9 protein-coding genes and 1 pseudogene are annotated in these 16,680 nt (G+C 59.5%); 3 read left to right on the top strand and 7 right to left on the bottom strand.

The window, feature by feature from the left end:
• Positions 1-44: 44 nt before the first annotated feature.
• Positions 45-1,637: a DHA2 family efflux MFS transporter permease subunit gene (locus BK659_RS19470; RefSeq protein ID WP_123426599.1), complete on the bottom strand. Its 1,593-nt coding sequence runs from the start codon at positions 1,635-1,637 to the stop codon at positions 45-47.
• On the bottom strand, positions 1,634-2,761 hold the full coding sequence (locus BK659_RS19465) for an HlyD family secretion protein (protein ID WP_123426598.1): 1,128 nt from the start codon (positions 2,759-2,761) through the stop codon (positions 1,634-1,636). The genes BK659_RS19470 and BK659_RS19465 overlap by 4 nt, the downstream gene beginning before the upstream one ends.
• 299 nt (positions 2,762-3,060) lie before the next feature.
• Here BK659_RS19465 and BK659_RS19460 point away from each other — a divergent pair, with 299 nt between their 5' ends.
• From BK659_RS19460 to BK659_RS19450, 3 genes are all read left to right on the top strand, one after another.
• Positions 3,061-4,788, top strand: coding sequence for a ShlB/FhaC/HecB family hemolysin secretion/activation protein (locus BK659_RS19460; protein ID WP_123426597.1), 1,728 nt, complete (start codon positions 3,061-3,063; stop codon positions 4,786-4,788).
• A gap of 107 nt (positions 4,789-4,895) precedes the next feature.
• A complete protein-coding gene (locus BK659_RS19455) occupies positions 4,896-9,674 on the top strand; it encodes a hemagglutinin repeat-containing protein (protein WP_123426596.1) in 4,779 nt (1,592 codons plus the stop codon).
• Between the two features lie 654 nt (positions 9,675-10,328).
• On the top strand, positions 10,329-11,150 hold the full coding sequence (locus tag BK659_RS19450; RefSeq protein WP_123426595.1) for a hypothetical protein: 822 nt from the start codon (positions 10,329-10,331) through the stop codon (positions 11,148-11,150).
• A 506-nt stretch (positions 11,151-11,656) separates the two neighbouring features.
• Here the strand turns inward: BK659_RS19450 and BK659_RS19445 are convergent.
• The 5 genes and pseudogenes from BK659_RS19445 to BK659_RS19425 all read right to left on the bottom strand — a co-directional run.
• Positions 11,657-12,241, bottom strand: a pseudogene (locus BK659_RS19445) (MFS transporter); the annotation flags it as partial.
• Positions 12,242-12,367: 126 nt separating this feature from the next.
• Positions 12,368-13,258, bottom strand: a complete 891-nt coding sequence (locus tag BK659_RS19440) for a phytanoyl-CoA dioxygenase family protein (protein WP_123426594.1) — start codon at positions 13,256-13,258, stop codon at positions 12,368-12,370.
• A 76-nt stretch (positions 13,259-13,334) separates the two neighbouring features.
• Positions 13,335-14,570 carry a glycosyltransferase gene (locus BK659_RS19435; RefSeq protein WP_123426593.1) on the bottom strand — a complete coding sequence of 412 codons (1,236 nt, stop codon included), beginning with the start codon at positions 14,568-14,570 and terminating at the stop codon, positions 13,335-13,337.
• A 55-nt stretch (positions 14,571-14,625) separates the two neighbouring features.
• Positions 14,626-14,874 (bottom strand): DUF6137 domain-containing protein, encoded by a 249-nt coding sequence (locus BK659_RS19430; RefSeq protein WP_123426592.1) that lies wholly within the window; start codon positions 14,872-14,874, stop codon positions 14,626-14,628.
• 25 nt (positions 14,875-14,899) lie between these two features.
• Positions 14,900-16,510, bottom strand: coding sequence for a GMC oxidoreductase (locus BK659_RS19425; protein ID WP_123426591.1), 1,611 nt, complete (start codon positions 16,508-16,510; stop codon positions 14,900-14,902).
• Positions 16,511-16,680: the final 170 nt, after the last annotated feature.

The raw sequence follows: 16,680 nt of genomic DNA, 5'->3' as shown, positions 1-16,680 counted from the left end.
TTTCCGTCAGTGAAATAAACCTGACTCTCTTACAGCTCCTCTTCTCAATGGGCATCTGCTGACGGTGTGGCCGGTGGTTGCACCTTGCGCATCAAGGGCACCATCAGCGTCGCGATGATGAAACAGACCATGATCATCAGAAACGCGTCGCCATAAGTTTGCGTCTGGGCTTCGCGGTAGGTCAGCAGCCACAGTTGGTGCAGGCTGGCAGTCACGCCCGTGTCGCCGCTCTGACCGAGGGCGGCAAAGTTGCTGCCGACCTGTGATAGCCACTGGTTCATGGCTTCATTGCTGCTGTTCAGGTGCTCGGCCAGCCGAGTGAAATGCAGGTTGGTGCGGTCATTGAGGATCGTTGCGCAGGCGGCGATGCCGATCGCACCACCGAGGTTACGCATCAGATTGAACAAGCCGGAGGCGTGCTTCAAACGCGCCGGGGCCAACCCGCCCAATGTCAGCGTGACCGCCGGTGGCACCGCCAATTGCTGGGCAATCCCGCGCAAGGCTTGCGGCAGTATCAATTCCCTGGCGCCCCAGTCATGGGTGATCGGGCTGAAGTCCCACATCGATAACGCGAACAGCCCAAGACCGGCCATCATGATCCAGCGCAGGTCGACGCGGTTGGCCAGAAAGGCATACAGCGGAATCGCCATGATCTGGAACACTCCGGTGGAAAACACCGCCAGACCAATATCCAGTGCGCCATAACCGCGTACCCGACCGAGAAACAACGGCGTCAGGTAAATGGTCGCGAACAGGCCGATCCCGGTGACGAATGAAAAGAAGCAGCCGAGGGCAAAGTTGCGGTCTTTCAGCGCCCGCAGATCAACGATCGGGTTGGCCACGTGCAGGCTTCGGCCGATAAACGCCAGCCCCGCCAGCCCCGAGATCCACGCGGTGGTCAGAATGGTCTGATCGCTGAACCAGTTCCAGCGCGGACCTTCTTCCAGGGTGTATTCCAGGCAACCGAGAAACAGCGCCATGAACACCATGCTGAGGTAATCCGCGCCCTTGAGCAGAGACAATTCCGGCTGGTCGATTTTCACCAGCATCGGCACCGCGACAGCGACGAAAATCCCCGGCACCAGGTTGATGTAAAACAACCAGTGCCAGGACGACACGTCGGTGATCCAGCCGCCAATCACCGGCCCGAGGGTCGGCGCCAATGAGGCCACCGCACCAATGGTCGCGGCGGCGATGACCCGTTGTTTGCCGGTGAAGAAAAAGAACGCGGTGGTGAACACCAACGGGATCATCGAGCCGCCAAGAAAGCCTTGCAGGGCACGGAAGGCGATCATGCTCTGGATGTTCCAGGCTGCACCGCAGAGCAGGCTGGCCAAGGTGAAACCGACCGCCGAAACGCAGAACAACCAACGGGTGGAAAACACTCGCGACAGCCAGCCCGACAACGGAATCACGATGATTTCGGCGATCAGGTAGCTGGTCTGCACCCAGGCGGTTTCGTCGGTGCCGGCCGAGAGCCCGCCGCCGATGTCACGCAGCGAGGCCGAAACGATCTGGATATCCAGCAGCGCGATGAACATGCCGATGCACATCGTGGCGAAGGCAAATACCTTGGTCGCCGTCGTCATGTTCGCGGCATTGAACGGTTGTGCCTGGGCGGTGAGGGCGCGGCTCATGGTGCGCTGGCCTGGGCTATGGCAACGGTCGTTTCCTTGGGCGCGGTTTTGGTATCAACCGACGCGGTCACCGACAGCCCCGGACGCAACTGGCCGAGTACGCCATCGGCCGGATCAAGGAGGATCCGCACCGGCACCCGCTGGACGATTTTGGTGAAGTTGCCGGTGGCGTTTTCTGGTGGCAGCACGCTGAACTGCGCGCCAGTGGCTGGCGCAAGGCTGTCCAGATGACCGTGGAATTCGCGGCCCGAAAGCACGTCGGCATGAATGCTCACGCGCTGGCCCGGCACCATGTGCGCCAGCTGATCTTCCTTGAAGTTGGCATCGACCCACAGTCCGCTGGCCGGTACCACCGAGAGCAATTGCGAGCCGGCCTGGGCATAGGCGCCAACCCGCGCCCGGCGGTTGCCGATCACACCATCGACCGGTGCGCGCAATTCGGTGTAACCGAGGTTCAGTTGCGCCAGATCACGTTCGGCGCGCGCCTGCATCAACGCCGCTTTGGCTTGTTGCTTGCGGGTAGCGATCACGTCCAGCTGCCGTTGCGTCGCGAGCAACTCGGCTTGTGCCCGGGCACTCTGCGCTTGAGCCGTCTTGAAGGTGGCATCGGCGCGTTGCGCACTTTCCACCGACACCGCATTACTGCCGACCAGTTGTTTGTAGCGGGCATTGTCATCCCGCGAACGGGCGGTTTCCGCGCCTGCGGCGTCAATCCCGGCGCGCGCCTGACCGATCACCGCGTGTTGCAATTGCTCTGTGGCATCGAGGTTGGCCAGCAGCGCTTCTTCCGCGGCAACGGCGCCTTCGGCCTTGGCCAGACTGGCGCGATAGTCGCGCGAATCGAGGCGTATCAGCAGGTCGCCAGCCTTGACGCGCTGGTTGTCGGTCACCAGCACTTCTTCGACATAACCTGCGACCTTTGGCCCGATCACTGTCACGTCGCCACCGATGTAGGCGTCATCGGTTTCTTCGATGAAGCGGCCGCTGGTCCACCAGTGCGAACCGTAGAAGGCGATCAACGCCAGAGCAATGAGGCCCGCAACGGCGAGCAGTAAGCGCTTGAGCAAAGGAGGGCGCGCAGGTTGCACGGCGAGGGAAGGATCAACGGCGTTCAGGTTGGTCATGGCAATCCCCTATGGGGTATCAGTCGTTATTACGGACGTAATATGACGCAGGTAATATTTTCTGACAATTGATTTTTCCGGCCACTCGTCGGGTGTCGATCATCCTGGGTGGACGCTTTTGATAGGCGGTGTTTTTGAGCAGGCGTGCGAGCCACACGGCCTGATCGGCGAAAACTGTAGTGATGTTTAATTATTAAATACTACGTAGGAAGCGTCTTGCATTTGTGAAGTCAGGGTTTGACTATCACGCCTATTGATAGCGTGGCATTAGGCCAGTTAATCGAATGCAAGGATGTTGAGTGCCGTTTTCGCTTTCCGTTGTCCCGCGTTTCTCCAGCCCATTCTTTCCGCGTTTGTTGGCCGCGCTGCTGAGCCTGAGCATAGCTCCGCTCCACGCCGCGGAACCCTCGGCCCCCGGGCAGGAAGTCCTGCGACAGCAACAGCAGCAACAACGCGATCTGCAACAACTGCAACTGGAACAACGTCGCCGCCAATTGGAACGCGGTAGCTTTGGCCCGGAGCCGGTTACCCCAACGTTACCCGCGCAGGTCACTGCCGATGAACGCTGCTGGCCCTTGAGCGGGACGCGTATTGGCGGCGTCACGCTGTTGAACAGCCGTGAACTGAACGCGCAACTCAAGCCGCAGATCGCTTCGTGCATGGGGGTTGGCCAGATCAATCACCTGCTGGCGACCATCACCCGCTTGTACGTCGACGCTGGTTACATCGCCAGTCGGCCGTACCTGGTCAGCGCTCCGGCGGCCGGTCAGTCGCTGGATATTCGGGTCGATGAAGGTTACGTCGAGTCCATCGAACTGCAGGATCAGAGTCTGCCGGTCTCATTGGGCGGGGCCTTTCCCGGCATGCTCGGCAAGCCGCTGAACCTGCGCGATCTGGAGCAGGGTCTGGATCAGTTGAACCGCTTGCGTTCGCTCGATCTGACGGCCGACATCGCCCCAGGCAGCCAGCCTGGAGCCTCGCGGATCATTTTGCGTTCACGCAGCAGTGGTGCCTCGCGTTGGGCCTTGGGGTTGGGTCTGGACAACCTCGGCAGCGCCAGCACTGGACGCGATCGCGACACGTTAAGCCTGAGTCTGGACAGCCCGTTGCAGCTCAACGACCTGCTCAGCATCAATCTCAGCGACACCCTCAACCATGGCCCGCGTTACAGCCGTAACGCCAGCCTGTATTACGCCATCCCATACGGTTACTGGACCTACAGCCTGTTCGCCAGTCATGCCGAGTACCGCGCGCCGTTCAAACTGAGCACTACCACGTTGTACAGCAGCGGGCTGACCGACCAGCTCAGCCTGCGCGCCGACCGCGTGTTGTGGCGTGATCAGGGTCACCAGCTCAGTGCCAATCTGCAACTGGCGCACAAGGACGTCGACAGTTATCTGGAGAACATTCGCCTCGGCATTCAGAGCCCGACGCTGACCGTGGCCGAAGCCGGGTTGAATCTGTTCTGGCTCAACAGCGCAGTGTGGAACCTCGACATCAACTACGCCCAAGGGCTGCATTGGTGGGGCGCCGACGACGATGCCCAGCGCCAGAACAGCAACCTGCCCAAAGCGCAGTTTCGCAAATACCGCGCGAACCTCAGCCAGTGGCGCAATGGCCAGTTCGCCGGGCAGGCCTGGCAGTGGCAGAGCCAGCTCTCGCTGCAATACAGCCCCGATCCGTTGCCCGCCATCGAACAACTGCTGGGCACCGATGATTCTGCTGTCCGCGGCTACCGCGAAAACAGCGCATCCGGCGCTACCGGGGCGATCTGGCGCAACACGCTGCGCTTGCCGCTGAACAGCGGCCTGCCAGTGCAAATCACCCCGCGCCTGGGTCTGGACAACGGTTGGCTCAAGGCTGATCACGGCGCTTCAGGCCAACGGCTGAGCGGTGCCAGTGCCGGGCTCAACCTGAGCTGGAAAAACCTGCAAGTCGACTTCGATTACCAACGCAGCCTCAACACCCCCAAAGGCTTTGGGAGTGAGCCCGAAACCTGGCTGATGCGCCTGGGCCTGCAGATATGAAAACCGCCACCCCCGACAGCCTGAAACAGCCGCTGTATCTGAGCGCGACAGCAGCGGCGTACTCCTCAACGCGCAACTTGATTCAGCTAATTTATTGAGAGGTTCTCATGCCGATAGAAAAGTTCGCGTTTCACCTTTCCCCTCGGGGCAAACTGCGTTGGGCGATTGCCAGTCTGTTCCTCGTTGCCCAACTGCCTCAGGCGTTTGCCGGTAGCTTGACGGTCGCGCCCGGTCCGGGCGGCACCCCACAGCTGCAAAATCAGGCCGGTGTACCGATCGTCAATATCGTTGCACCCAATGGTGCCGGTCTGTCGCATAACCAGTTTCTCGATTACAACGTCGACCGTCAGGGACTGGTGCTGAACAACGCCCTGCAAGCCGGGCAGTCGCAACTCGCCGGGCAGTTGGCTGCCAACCCGCAGTTCCAGGGGCAGGCCGCGAGCGTGATCCTCAACGAAGTGATCAGCCGTAACGCCTCGGCCCTCAATGGTGCTCAGGAGATTTTCGGGCGCTCGGCCGACTACGTGCTGGCCAACCCGAACGGCATCTCGGTCAACGGTGGCAGCTTCATCAATACCCCGAATGCCAACCTGGTGGTCGGTCGTCCCGAGCTGAACGACGGTAAATTGCAGGGTCTCAACACCCGTGACGCCACCGGTAATTTACAGATCCAGGGGCAGGGCCTGACGAACCGCGAAGGCAGCATCAACCTGATCGCCCCGCGCATCGACAGCCAGGGCCGCATCGACGCGCGCGACCAGCTGAACCTGACCGTCGGCCGCAATCAGCTGGATTACGCGAGTGGTCAGGTGCGTAGCGTCGACCCGGCCGGCAACACTCAGGATTCGCGCATCGATGCCAGCCTGTTCGGCGCCATGCAGGCCGGGCGCATCAACATTGTCAGCACCGCCGAAGGCGCCGGTGTACGGGTCGGCCCGGTCCAGGTTGAAGGCCGTGACGGCGTGAAAATCCAGTCTGCGGGTGACTTGCAGATCAGTGGCCAGGCACTGCCCAACAGCCTCGACGTCACTCGCAGCGCGGTACGCAGCAGCCAGGGCGATGTCGCGTTGCGCAGTGACAAGGACCTGACGTTGGCGGCGGCGGATGTCAGTGGCCGCAACGTCAAGCTCGATGCCGGGCGCAACCTCACGCTGAGCAGCATCGAAGCGCGCAAGCTTCAGGAAAAACGTGAGAGCTGGAACAACAGCACCATCGGCATCACCTGGGAAACCTACGACCGGACCCAGACCGACAGCGACTCGCGCCAGCATGGCAGCCAGGTCGTGGCCAGCCACAATGCCGAACTCAAGGCCGGCGCCAGGACCGAACTCAAGGCCGCCAAGGTCGAGGCCGGTGACACCCTGAAGGTCGACAGCGGTGCTGATCTGCGTCTCACGGCGGCGACCGAAACCCGCACCCAGCGCGATCAGGGCAACCACCGCAAGCACCTGTGGAAAGCCAATTGGGACAACAGCAGCGAAGAGCAACGCAGCGTTACCAGCCAGTTGAAGGCCGGCAAGAACATTGCCATCAGCAGCGGTGAGCTGTTGTCTTCTCAAGGCGCGGAGCTGACCAGCAAGGGTGACATTCAGCTGGCTGGCAAACAGGTTGATATCAGCAGCGCCAGTCGTACGCAAAGCAGCAGCAAAAACGGCTACTCGGGCGACCTGGTCGGTGGCGGGTTCTTTGGCAAGACCGGTGATGCCGATCAGGGCAAGACCCTGAATCAGGGCAGCAAGATCAACGCCGACGGCAAGTTGATCGTCAAGGCTGACGACGTGCGCATCAGCGGCAGCCAGGTGCGTGGCCGGACCGAGGCCAGCGTCATCAGCGACAAAGGCTCGTTGACTATCGACGGCGTGCAGAACACCTCGCACAGCAACAGCCATGACAAGGACAGCAAATTCTTTGGTATCACCAAGGATGAAAACCGCCAGAACCTCAAGGGCAGCACCACCGTCAGCAGCCAGCTGAGTTCCGACAGTAACCTTGTACTCAAGAGCGCCAAGGACATCGACGTGGTCGGCGCCACTGTCTCGGCCGGTGGTTCGCTCAGTGCAGACGCGGCGGGCAAGCTCACCGTCAGCTCGGCTCAGAACACCGCTGACAGCAGCACTTCGACCCAGAACCGTGGTTTCGATGCCTACGCCAAAGAGAACGCAGTGGGTGCCGGTCAGTACCGCGCCGGCATTCACTATGAAGACAAACAACAAACCACCACTGCCAATGAAACCCGTCAGCAGGGCTCGAGCCTGAGCGGTGCCAACGTCGAGCTGACGGCGGGCGGCGACCTGACGCTCAAAGGCGCCAACGTCAAAGCCAGTGCCGGCGACGTCAGCCTCAGCGGGCAGAACGTTGCGTTATTGACCGAGCACGACAGTAAATCCAGTACCACGGATACCACCAGCAACGGCGGCGGTTTCTACTACACCGGTGGTCTGGATCGCGCCGGCAGTGGTGTGGATTTCGCCCACAGCAGCAGCCAGGACAGCAATACCCAAACCACGGCTCGCACAACGGGCGTCGAGAGCAGCGGCAAGCTGCAGATCAACGCTGGCAACGGCACATTGACCACCCAAGGTGCACAGGTTGTCGCCGGCTCGACGCTTCAGGTTACGGCGGGGCAGGTCGACAATCAGGCTGCCAATAACACCGAGAGCAGTTCCCACAAGGAGAACAATTGGTCGGCCGACGTCGGTGCCAACGTCGAGTACAAAGGCATCGCCCGTCCTATCGCCAAAGCCATCGAAGGCGTCGCCCAGAGCAAAGTTCAGCAACCGGGCTTGCTGGATAACCTCACACAGCCGAATGTCGGAATCGACGTCGAGGTCGGTCATTCGAACAACAGCCGTAGCGAGCAAAACAGCGAAGCTGTCGTCAGCCAGTTCAAGGGCGGGGCCGTTGATGTTCAGGTGGCCGGTGCAGTGAAGGATCAGGGCACCCAGTACCGTGCAACCGACGGCGCGCTGACGATCAAGGCTGACAGTCAGGTCGCCACGGCAGCCAGCAACACCCACAGCAGCAGCGAGCAATCGGTGGATGCCAAGGCTGGCGTTCGTGTCTACACCACCACCGGTGAAGACGTGAATGTTCGCGGCAGCGGGGCGGGCGGTAGCCGCCAGACTTCCGAGTCCAGCGCCAAAGCCGTGGTCGGCAGTTACGCCGGCAATCAGGGGGTGAAGATCGATCTGCGCGGTGACGGCCAGTACCAAGGCAGTCAGTTCAACGGCGGGCAGGGCGGTGTGGCGATCAAGAGCGGTGGCGATCTGGCGCTCAATCAGGCCAACGACCATCAGAGCAGCAGCACTTCCAGCCTGCGTGGCGATGCCTCGTTGACGGTCGGCACCAATCCGGGCGCCGAAGGCACCAACGTCAACTTGGGCGCCGGTTTCCAACTCGATCACAAGGCCAACCAGATCGAAGACAGCCAGGCCCGCGTCGCGAGTATTCAGGGCAAAGGTCCGGTGCAACTGAGCAGCGCTGGCGATCAAGTGCTGCAAGGCACCACCATCGGCACGGTGGTGAACAAGGCAGCTGACATCTCGCTGAACGCTGGTGGCAAGCTCGATCTGCAAGCTGCGACGGATACTCATAGCGCCAATGGCAGTAATCTGGGTGGTGGCCTCAATGTCGGTGGCGGTAAAAGCAGCACCGAGCAAAGCAGTGGCCTGAACGGCAACCTGAGCGCCAATTTCAACATCGGCCGGGTTGGCGAAAACAGCCAAAGCCTTAAGGGCGGCAGCCTGAACAGTCAGGGCGCGGTGCTGCTGAGCAGCGGCTCCGGCGCTGCTGACGCCATCCACTTGCAAGGTACTCAGGTCAACGCACCGAGCGTGACTCTCGATGCTCAACAAGGCGGGATCTATCAGGAGTCGGCGCAGTCGACTCAGGCCGTCAACAATTGGGGGCTGACCCTCGGCGCTGGCGGTAACGCGAGCCAATCCACGCCGTCGGCGACCAACGATCAGGACGTTGCCAAGAGCGGCCACGGCTTCGACGCGCGAGCGAAAATCGACGTCGACAATCGCAACAGCACGACGCAGAAAAACAGTCATATCCAGGCTGACAGCGTGGTGCTGAACAGCGCTGGCGACACCCATTTGGCCGGTGCCCGCATCGACGCCAAACAGGTCCGCGGCCAGGTCGGCGGTGATCTCACGGTCGAAAGTCGTCAGGACCGGGAGAGCAGCGTCAAGGTCGGTATCGACCTGCGTTTGAACGCGGAGAAGAACCAGCCGGGCGCCGTCGGCAAACTGGCCAAGACTACCGGTCCGCTCAAGGACAAGGTTGAGGGCAAGGCCCAAGAGGCTTTCGACAGCCAGCGCGGCAAGCTGGAAGCCGCGGTCGACAAAAGCGTTGAGGGCCTGACCTCGGCCAAGGATTCGCTGACCCGCAGTGGCAGCTACTCGCTCAGCGAGAAAGACACTGCCGGTACCAAGGTCGCCGACGCAACGCAAAGCGCGTTGTTCGGCGACAAGAGCGGTGAAACCTCGTACACCCCAACGCTGTACCTGGACGTCAGCCACACCAGCAAGAACAGCGTCGCCCAGGCGTCCGGCATCAGCGGCAGCCAAGGCGTCGACCTTCGGGTGGGCGGGGAGACGCAACTGACCGGTGCGCGGGTTTCTGCCAAAGAAGGTTCGGTGGATCTGGGCGGTTCCAGAGTCACCAGCACCCGCCTCAGTGGCAGCGACTACCGCGCCGATGTTGGCCTCAATCTGTCCAGGTCCGCGGTCAACCTGGCGACCGGCGCCAAGGATGAACTCACCCAAACCCCTGACGCCGCCACGGCCAAGGATCGCAAGTTCAACCTCGGCCCGCTGAGCGTCGGAGGTCATTACGACACCCAGGTGCTGCAAGCCGGTATCGACGAGAACACCCGCTAAACCGGGTCAGGCCAGTGATCGTTGTCACTGGTCTTGCGCACGCAATAAAGCCCCTCTCCTGGCAACAGGAGGGGGGCTTTGCTTTCGACTGCGGTAACTAATTAGTACCTTGATTTTTTTCTGTCGGCTACCTGAACATCATTCAGAAAACAGTGCGCATTCTCTGTTGACTGCGGACAAGTCAGTCAGTCGGTGGATATACTCCGTCGCAGATGAAGAGCGGCTGTTTAGTTGAGAGAGTGTCGCTGATCAATCACTTTGATAGTGTTTGTTTTTATGTGCGCTTATCAGAAATAAGTGCGCTGATGTTTCGTGATATGTATCAATATGTGTAACGGGTTTTTTGATGAAAGGCGCTGTAGGCTGCGCTCGGCATGGGTTGCAAGTCAGGCTTGGTTGCCGGTTGTGAATGTATTTTGATGAAATAAAGTTGTCATAAATTGAAATGAATACTGTCCAGCCAAGTTGGGTGGTGGTCCCTCGTTATTGCCATTAATGAAAGATCAGGAGCGTCGAAGATGACCGAAGAACCTAGTTGTAACTCTCAATACTCGAGCACTACCGCAGTGTTGAACACATTAACGTTAGCTGTCGAAAACTCTCCTCGCTACAGGTGTGAGGGGCGTTTCCGTGAACAAGTATTCAAGGTCGATCATGTCAAATTACACACCTTGCCGCACCGCCCATTCGAAAATCACTGCGCAGGCCGTTGAGGCCGATTCATTCACTGCTTTTATTGATGATCTGTCTCCCCACAAACGCGGGGTCATGCGACAAAACCTTGTGTTTGTCGGTATGGCCGTTGGCGTCTCCCTTCTGCTGACTCTTGCTTCCAAAGCCCACGCCGCCGGTGGCCCCTATGTGGTCGACGACGGCTCCATCAACGCTCCCGGCGAATGCAACGTCGACGTCTGGTACAAAAGCCAGCGCCATCAACAGTCGAACCATGAAACGGAGCTGTCCCAGGATTGCACATTCAAGGCGCTGCCCTCGGTGCAGTTCGGTGCTGCGGTGTCCCATGGCCACGACGACGGCGACCGGGAGACCCAAGTCAGTCCGAAGATCAAGGCGCAGGTGTTCAGCGATGACGATCTGGGGCTGGAAGTGGCCCTCGCTGCGGGCGCACATTTTGCCCTCAACCGCCGCCACTCCTTCGATGGCGCCGATCTGACTCTGCCCATGACGTATCAGCCTTTCGAGCCCTTGCGCCTGAACGTCAGTGCCGGCTGGACCCACGAGTACGACGACGGCAAACAAAACAACAGCTGGACCTGGGGCACAGGCGTTGAATACGCACTGGCCGAATCCCTGACCCTGATTGCCGAGCGCTTTGGCCAGCAGGGTGGCGATCAGGGCTGGCAGGCCGGACCTCGTCTGCATCTGGGCAAACAGGTCGATATCGATCTGGTGGTTGGACGCCACCTGAACAACGACCGCGAACAGTGGCTTGCCACCGGTGCCACGTTGCGTTTTTAAACATCCCGCTGTTCAAGATCGCAGCCTGCGGCAGCTCCTACGTTGGGAGGGTATACAAGGAGCTGCCGAAGGCTGCGATCTTTTGATTCTGGCGGCCTGATAGCCGACCCATCTGTTGCGGGTGTACATATCCATTTCTGCGGTAACGGCTGCATATGGTTTCGCCCTTACGGCGCCTCACTTTTCCAAACGACGAAAAGTAAGCAAAAGTCTTCGCCCCAAGCGTCCGGCACCTCGCTTAGGCTCGGCGTTCCCTCGCTCCGGCATTCATCAGGGGGCATCGCCTACGGTCTGCTTCGCGACGACCTCCTCTCGATGTGTCCGGCTTCGCCGTACGGCGCTACGCGCCAACCCCCTGATGAACGCCTCCACTCAGCCTCCCGACGGGGCGGGTAGATCAAAAGCAAAGCACGGCGACCTGACAGCCGGCCTGAGTGGTAAAGGCTCGCCACTGGTGATGATCTTCGTAGGAGCTGCCGCAGGCTGCGATCTTTTGCTTTATTGATTCAAAGCTTCAACGCTTTGCCACTGACCGCCACAGCCAGCAGCAACACGGCGATCAACCCAAAGGCAAAGCTCAAACTGCTGCCGTGGGCGATAAAACCGATCACCGCAGGCCCCGCCAGAATCCCCGCATACCCCAACGTCGTGATGGCCGGAACGGCAATGCTTTCCGGCATGACTTTCTGTTTGCCGACGGCGGTGTACAGCACCGGCACGATGTTCGAGCATCCAACCCCGACCAACGCATACCCGATCAGCGCGGCTTCCCAGGCCGGTGCCAAGGTTGCCAGCAGCAAACCGGCAGCCGCGGTCAAACCGCCAAACACAATCACGCGCGTGGCCCCGAGCTTATGCACGATGGCATCGCCCGTCAGCCGCCCGATTGTCATGGTCAGGGCGAACGCGGCATAGCCCAGTCCTGCATACGCTGTGTCGAGATGACGTTCGGAGGCGAGGAACACCGCGCTCCAGTCCAGCACTGCGCCTTCGGCAAGGAACACGATAAAACACAGGCTGCCGATGAACAGCACCACACCATGCGGGATGGCGAACGCCGGCCCTGAGCTTTCGCTGCCGTAGGGCAACAGGGGAGCCCACAGAATTCTGAAAAATCGTACTCTAAGGTTTTCCGACCTGCCGTAGTGGCCTGAATTTCCCGTCTTCCAGCTTGTGGTTCTGCCGCCAGACATAAATGCTCGCTTCCCAAACGTTCCTCAATCGAATTTTGCTTCCCGCAGGAAAGACCTGCGATCCTCGCTCTGCTCGGCCTTCAGCATCAACTCCGCGCCCACGAGTTTGCCAGGTTGACTCCGTCCTAACACAGTCATCGGATCTTCGAACCCGTGGACGTAGCCCAAGGCGAACGCTCCGCACTGATAGCCCATAAGACGCAGCAATTCGTCCGGCAGCGTACGGGCAATTTCCAGTGGACAGGACAGGAACTGGTTCTCCTCTTGCCGAAGCCAGCCGAGCGCATAAGTCAGGTTGATGGCCGACCGGACTTGGTTGGAACGATTGGCTCCGCCGCCGTGGTACACCTTTCCGTCGTAGACGAGCACTGATCCCTTTTCCATCTCTGCAGGGAAGCTGGCCGCAATCTCAAACTCGACGCTGCGCCCCGCTCGGTGACTGCCGGGTACGACGCGCGTGGCGCCCATCTTCTCGGAGTAGTCGGTCATGGCCCATAGGGTGTTGCATTGCACGTGATAGTCGTTGGGAAAGGGGAACATGTCCCAGGCTACCTCGTCTTGATGCAGCGTCTGTGCTCTTGCGCCCGGATGAATGGACACGATCTGAGTGCAATGGATCTGAAACGTCGTAGCGTGAGAGAGAAAGCGCCGTGTAGTCTCGAGAATAGTAGGATTGAGGATCAACTCACGCGCCCCTATAGATCGCGCAATTAGGCCGCCGGTGCGTTTGGTCCGTCTACCGAGAATGCCGTCGGGCCCGAAGGACGTCACCGCCGTGTAGGGTTCGAGTTCTTCGGCGATGCGATCCATAGCGGTGCCGGGCACGAGCTTGTCAATGATGGCGTAGCCGTGCTCGCGCAAGCACTGCACCACTTCTGATGCAGAAACGGTGTTGGGGAGGTGAATCAGCGACATAGAAAATACTCCGTGGCGGGTCGTTTTCCATTGGGCGAGCCTTTGCCGATGCCGCGCAGTTACTGCACCGCGGCACTCATGATCTGACAGGTTTTGTAGAGTTGATCAGCGCCAATCGATATAGATCTAGAATTTGGGCGCCCATGGCGGATGGGGCATAACGTTGCTCAACGTAGGTACGCAACCGAGCCGGATCGATACTCTGCGAATGGTGCCCGGCTAGCACCGCCTTGACTTTTGCAATCAGAGCGGGCGTATCCTCTGGTGCGATAAGCAGGTCGGGAGTTATACCGCGCAGAATTTCCGAAAGGCCGCCAACGGCAAACGCCACTACCGGGACGCCGGTGGCCAGTGCTTCAATGCTGGCTCCCCCGAACTCTTCATACGCTGACGGCATCACGATCAGACGGCAGGCCGCTATCGCCAGGGGCACTTCATGATTGGGGATGAAGCCCGTAATCGTCACCCAGTCCTGCAGTCCGGCCTTGTTAATGGCGTGCCGCAGCCGGTCCCGTTGTGTCCCGTCGCCGACGATCAGCAACTCGCACTCTTGCTCGCGAAGCGCCTGAGCGAGCGGGATGAGATGCTGCCATCCCTTTTCTTTCGCGATGCGTCCGACAAAGCCCACCGTTTGCCGCCGCAGGTTATGACGTTCGCGGAACGCAGTTAGGCCTTCTTGCTGGGGCGGCGCGAATTGCGTGGTGTCGACCACGTCGGGAACGATCTCGACATGACGAGCATCACGTGTGAGTTGGGAGGCGGTTCGCTGGGTCAGGGCGACTACCGCGAAGGCCGTGCCCACGGCTTTGCGTTCCAGCCACCGGGCCAGACGGTGCTGAAGCATGTCCAGCCAGGAATGCGGCGTGTAGACCGCGAGACGAGAGCAGTGCACCGTCAGGATCAACGGGCGTCGTAGCAATCGAGGCGCTAAACAGGCGACCAGCAGCGCCGGAATTTGTCCGTCGAGGTGCGCATGAATGATATCGAAATCATGCTTACGCCCTTTTTGGAGCAACGCAGACAGTGTTGCCACCGCCCACGACTGCGTCAGCCCTATCAAACCGCTGAATTCGGACCGTATCTGCGGCATGGGTAGTAGCATGCGCTCAACCCACAGAAACGGATGCAGCTGTCGCAGCTTGGGTAGTCCGGGGAAACCGATGGTCATGACATGTTGATGGATACCTTCCTGAGCGAGCCAAACTGCTTGTCGCCAAGTCTGAATCTGCATGCCACCTACCGAGTCGTACTTCGCTGGCCACGAGTCAGCATCCGGATGATGGAAAAAAGGTGTCAGCTTCAAAACTTTCATAGGCGTCAGGCCTTTGGTAAATGAATTAGGGCTGAGGGCTGTTCGAGAGTAGACGTCAGGTGATGATGTCGTCTGTTAGCCTGGCGTGCAGCACACGCATCAACGCGTCGAGGGAGATCGATCGTTCGGCCGAAGTCAACATACCGGTCTGGATGTCGAGCGTCGCTTCCAGCCGGCTGAAGACCTGCTCCCAGTCACGTGTATTCAATTCAACCCTATCGAGGGCCGTAACATTTTCAGGGGTTTCGCCGGTCACATTGCAGATCGTGTAAATGATGAGTTGGTGAATAAAGTGGGGTGTCATGAGTGTGGTCACCTTCTGATTGAACTCAGTTAGCTAAGGGCTGTAGTGCTGGCGAGGCGCTCGCATGACCCGTTGCGTCGCGGGCGATCTGGCGAGCAATTCTCAAGGCATTGGCCTGGATCGTCAGAGTGGGATTCACTCCACCGGGGTAGGGCATGTAGCTACCGTCCGCAACGTAGACGTTATCCAGTGAATGGAGCTTGCCATCCCGATCCACCACGGACGTTCGCGGGTCGTCACCAGCGCGGCAGGTGCCGTGTAGGTGAGTGCTGCCCATCGCGAAATTCGAGGTTTCATGTTGGATATCCCGCGCGCCGGAGGCCCTGAGCCAATCGGCTGAGCGCTCCACCATATAACCTAAGCGTGCCAGATCCTGTGGATTAGTCGTGTAGTCGATCATCAAGCGCGGCAGTCCCCATGAGTCCGTACTACTGGAGAGTCGGATCCGATTCCCGAGAGACGGATGGTCAGCAAGAACGGTTTCCACACGTAATACCAGACCATCGCCCTGCAGAAGGCTCCAGTCGTCGTGCTTGGCTTCGTAGATAAGTCCGCCGACACCGGTCGGACAGCGCTCGTCCAGATAATGGTCAAGCGTGCAGACCGTCGAAAACGGACCCCGATAACCTATTGGATGATCGTCGATTTGTTGCCGGCCTAGACGCACCACGCCCTGGGAATACTCGCTAAGCTTCATGCAAAGACCCCGACCGACTATGTCGTGCTCATTGCCAAGCCCCCTTGGTGCATAAGGTGTGATGGAGCGCAGCAGTAGCGCTGCCGTTTGAATTGCATTGCAAGCCAGCACAAAACGATGCCCACGGATGGAACGAATTTGACCAGTTGCGGTGTCCATGCACCGCACTGCGCTGACGCGATCGCATTTTTCCTGCATTAGCGCGATGGCCTTCACACCGGTCAACAGCAGCAGGTTGGGCATATCGGCCAAGGGGCCGAGCAGGGAGTTCACCACATCGCGCTTGGCGCCGCGCGTGCACTGTGCCGATATACATAAGGAGCAGTGGTCGCACCGGCTGCGGTCGATCGCTACAGGAGTCGGGCGGGGGGACAGGCCGAGCCGAAGTGCTCCTTTCCAAAGATGTTCTGCGGGCAGGCTCAGCGTATTTGGAGCTTTTCTTCGCCTGCACTCGAACCCCGCGTGGTCGATGGAAAGAATCGACTCTATCTCGTTGTAAAAAGGAGCGAGATCGGAAGCGCAGATAGGCCATTTCACCGGTAGACCCTCGACACGGATACGTTCACTGGGGTCGAAATCGAATTCGGTATACCGAAACGAGGCACCGCCATAGAAAACCGTACCGCCACCAAGATTGCGCGTGCTCCATGGCCATCCACGCGGACTCCATCCTTGTTCGGAATTGCCAGCCAATGCGTGTTCGGCATGCGCGTCAACGTCCGCATTCTTCGCACTGGACTTGAGTCTCGCTCCTTCCTCCAGCAAAAGGGTGCGAAGTCCGGCTCGAACGAAGGTGTCAGCAGCAACCGCACCAGCAGCCCCGCTACCAATGATGACCACGTCGAAAGGATCATCTAGTAGGGTGTTTGAACGCAGTCCATACATATGGGATGTACCAAGCGGACGGTCTTCAACGTATTGTTCTAATGAATAAGTCATCGTTATGAATCGTTCTCTGACATGGTTGCATGGAGGCGCGCAATGAAGGTGTCTCGCAATTTCTATCGAATAATCCGCGCATTAGAACAACAAAGCTGTAAGCGCGTAATTGTCGCTCATGGAGTAGTGTTGCTTCAGAGTGTAACGCGCTTTTTATCGTTGATGAAGAA

Origin of the sequence: Pseudomonas brassicacearum, from assembly GCF_003732225.1 — a bacterium.
GTDB classification, from domain to species: Bacteria; Pseudomonadota; Gammaproteobacteria; order Pseudomonadales; family Pseudomonadaceae; genus Aquipseudomonas; species Aquipseudomonas brassicacearum_E.
Note: the sequence above shows the minus strand (reverse complement) of the source record. Positions and strands in the feature narration are given on the sequence as shown.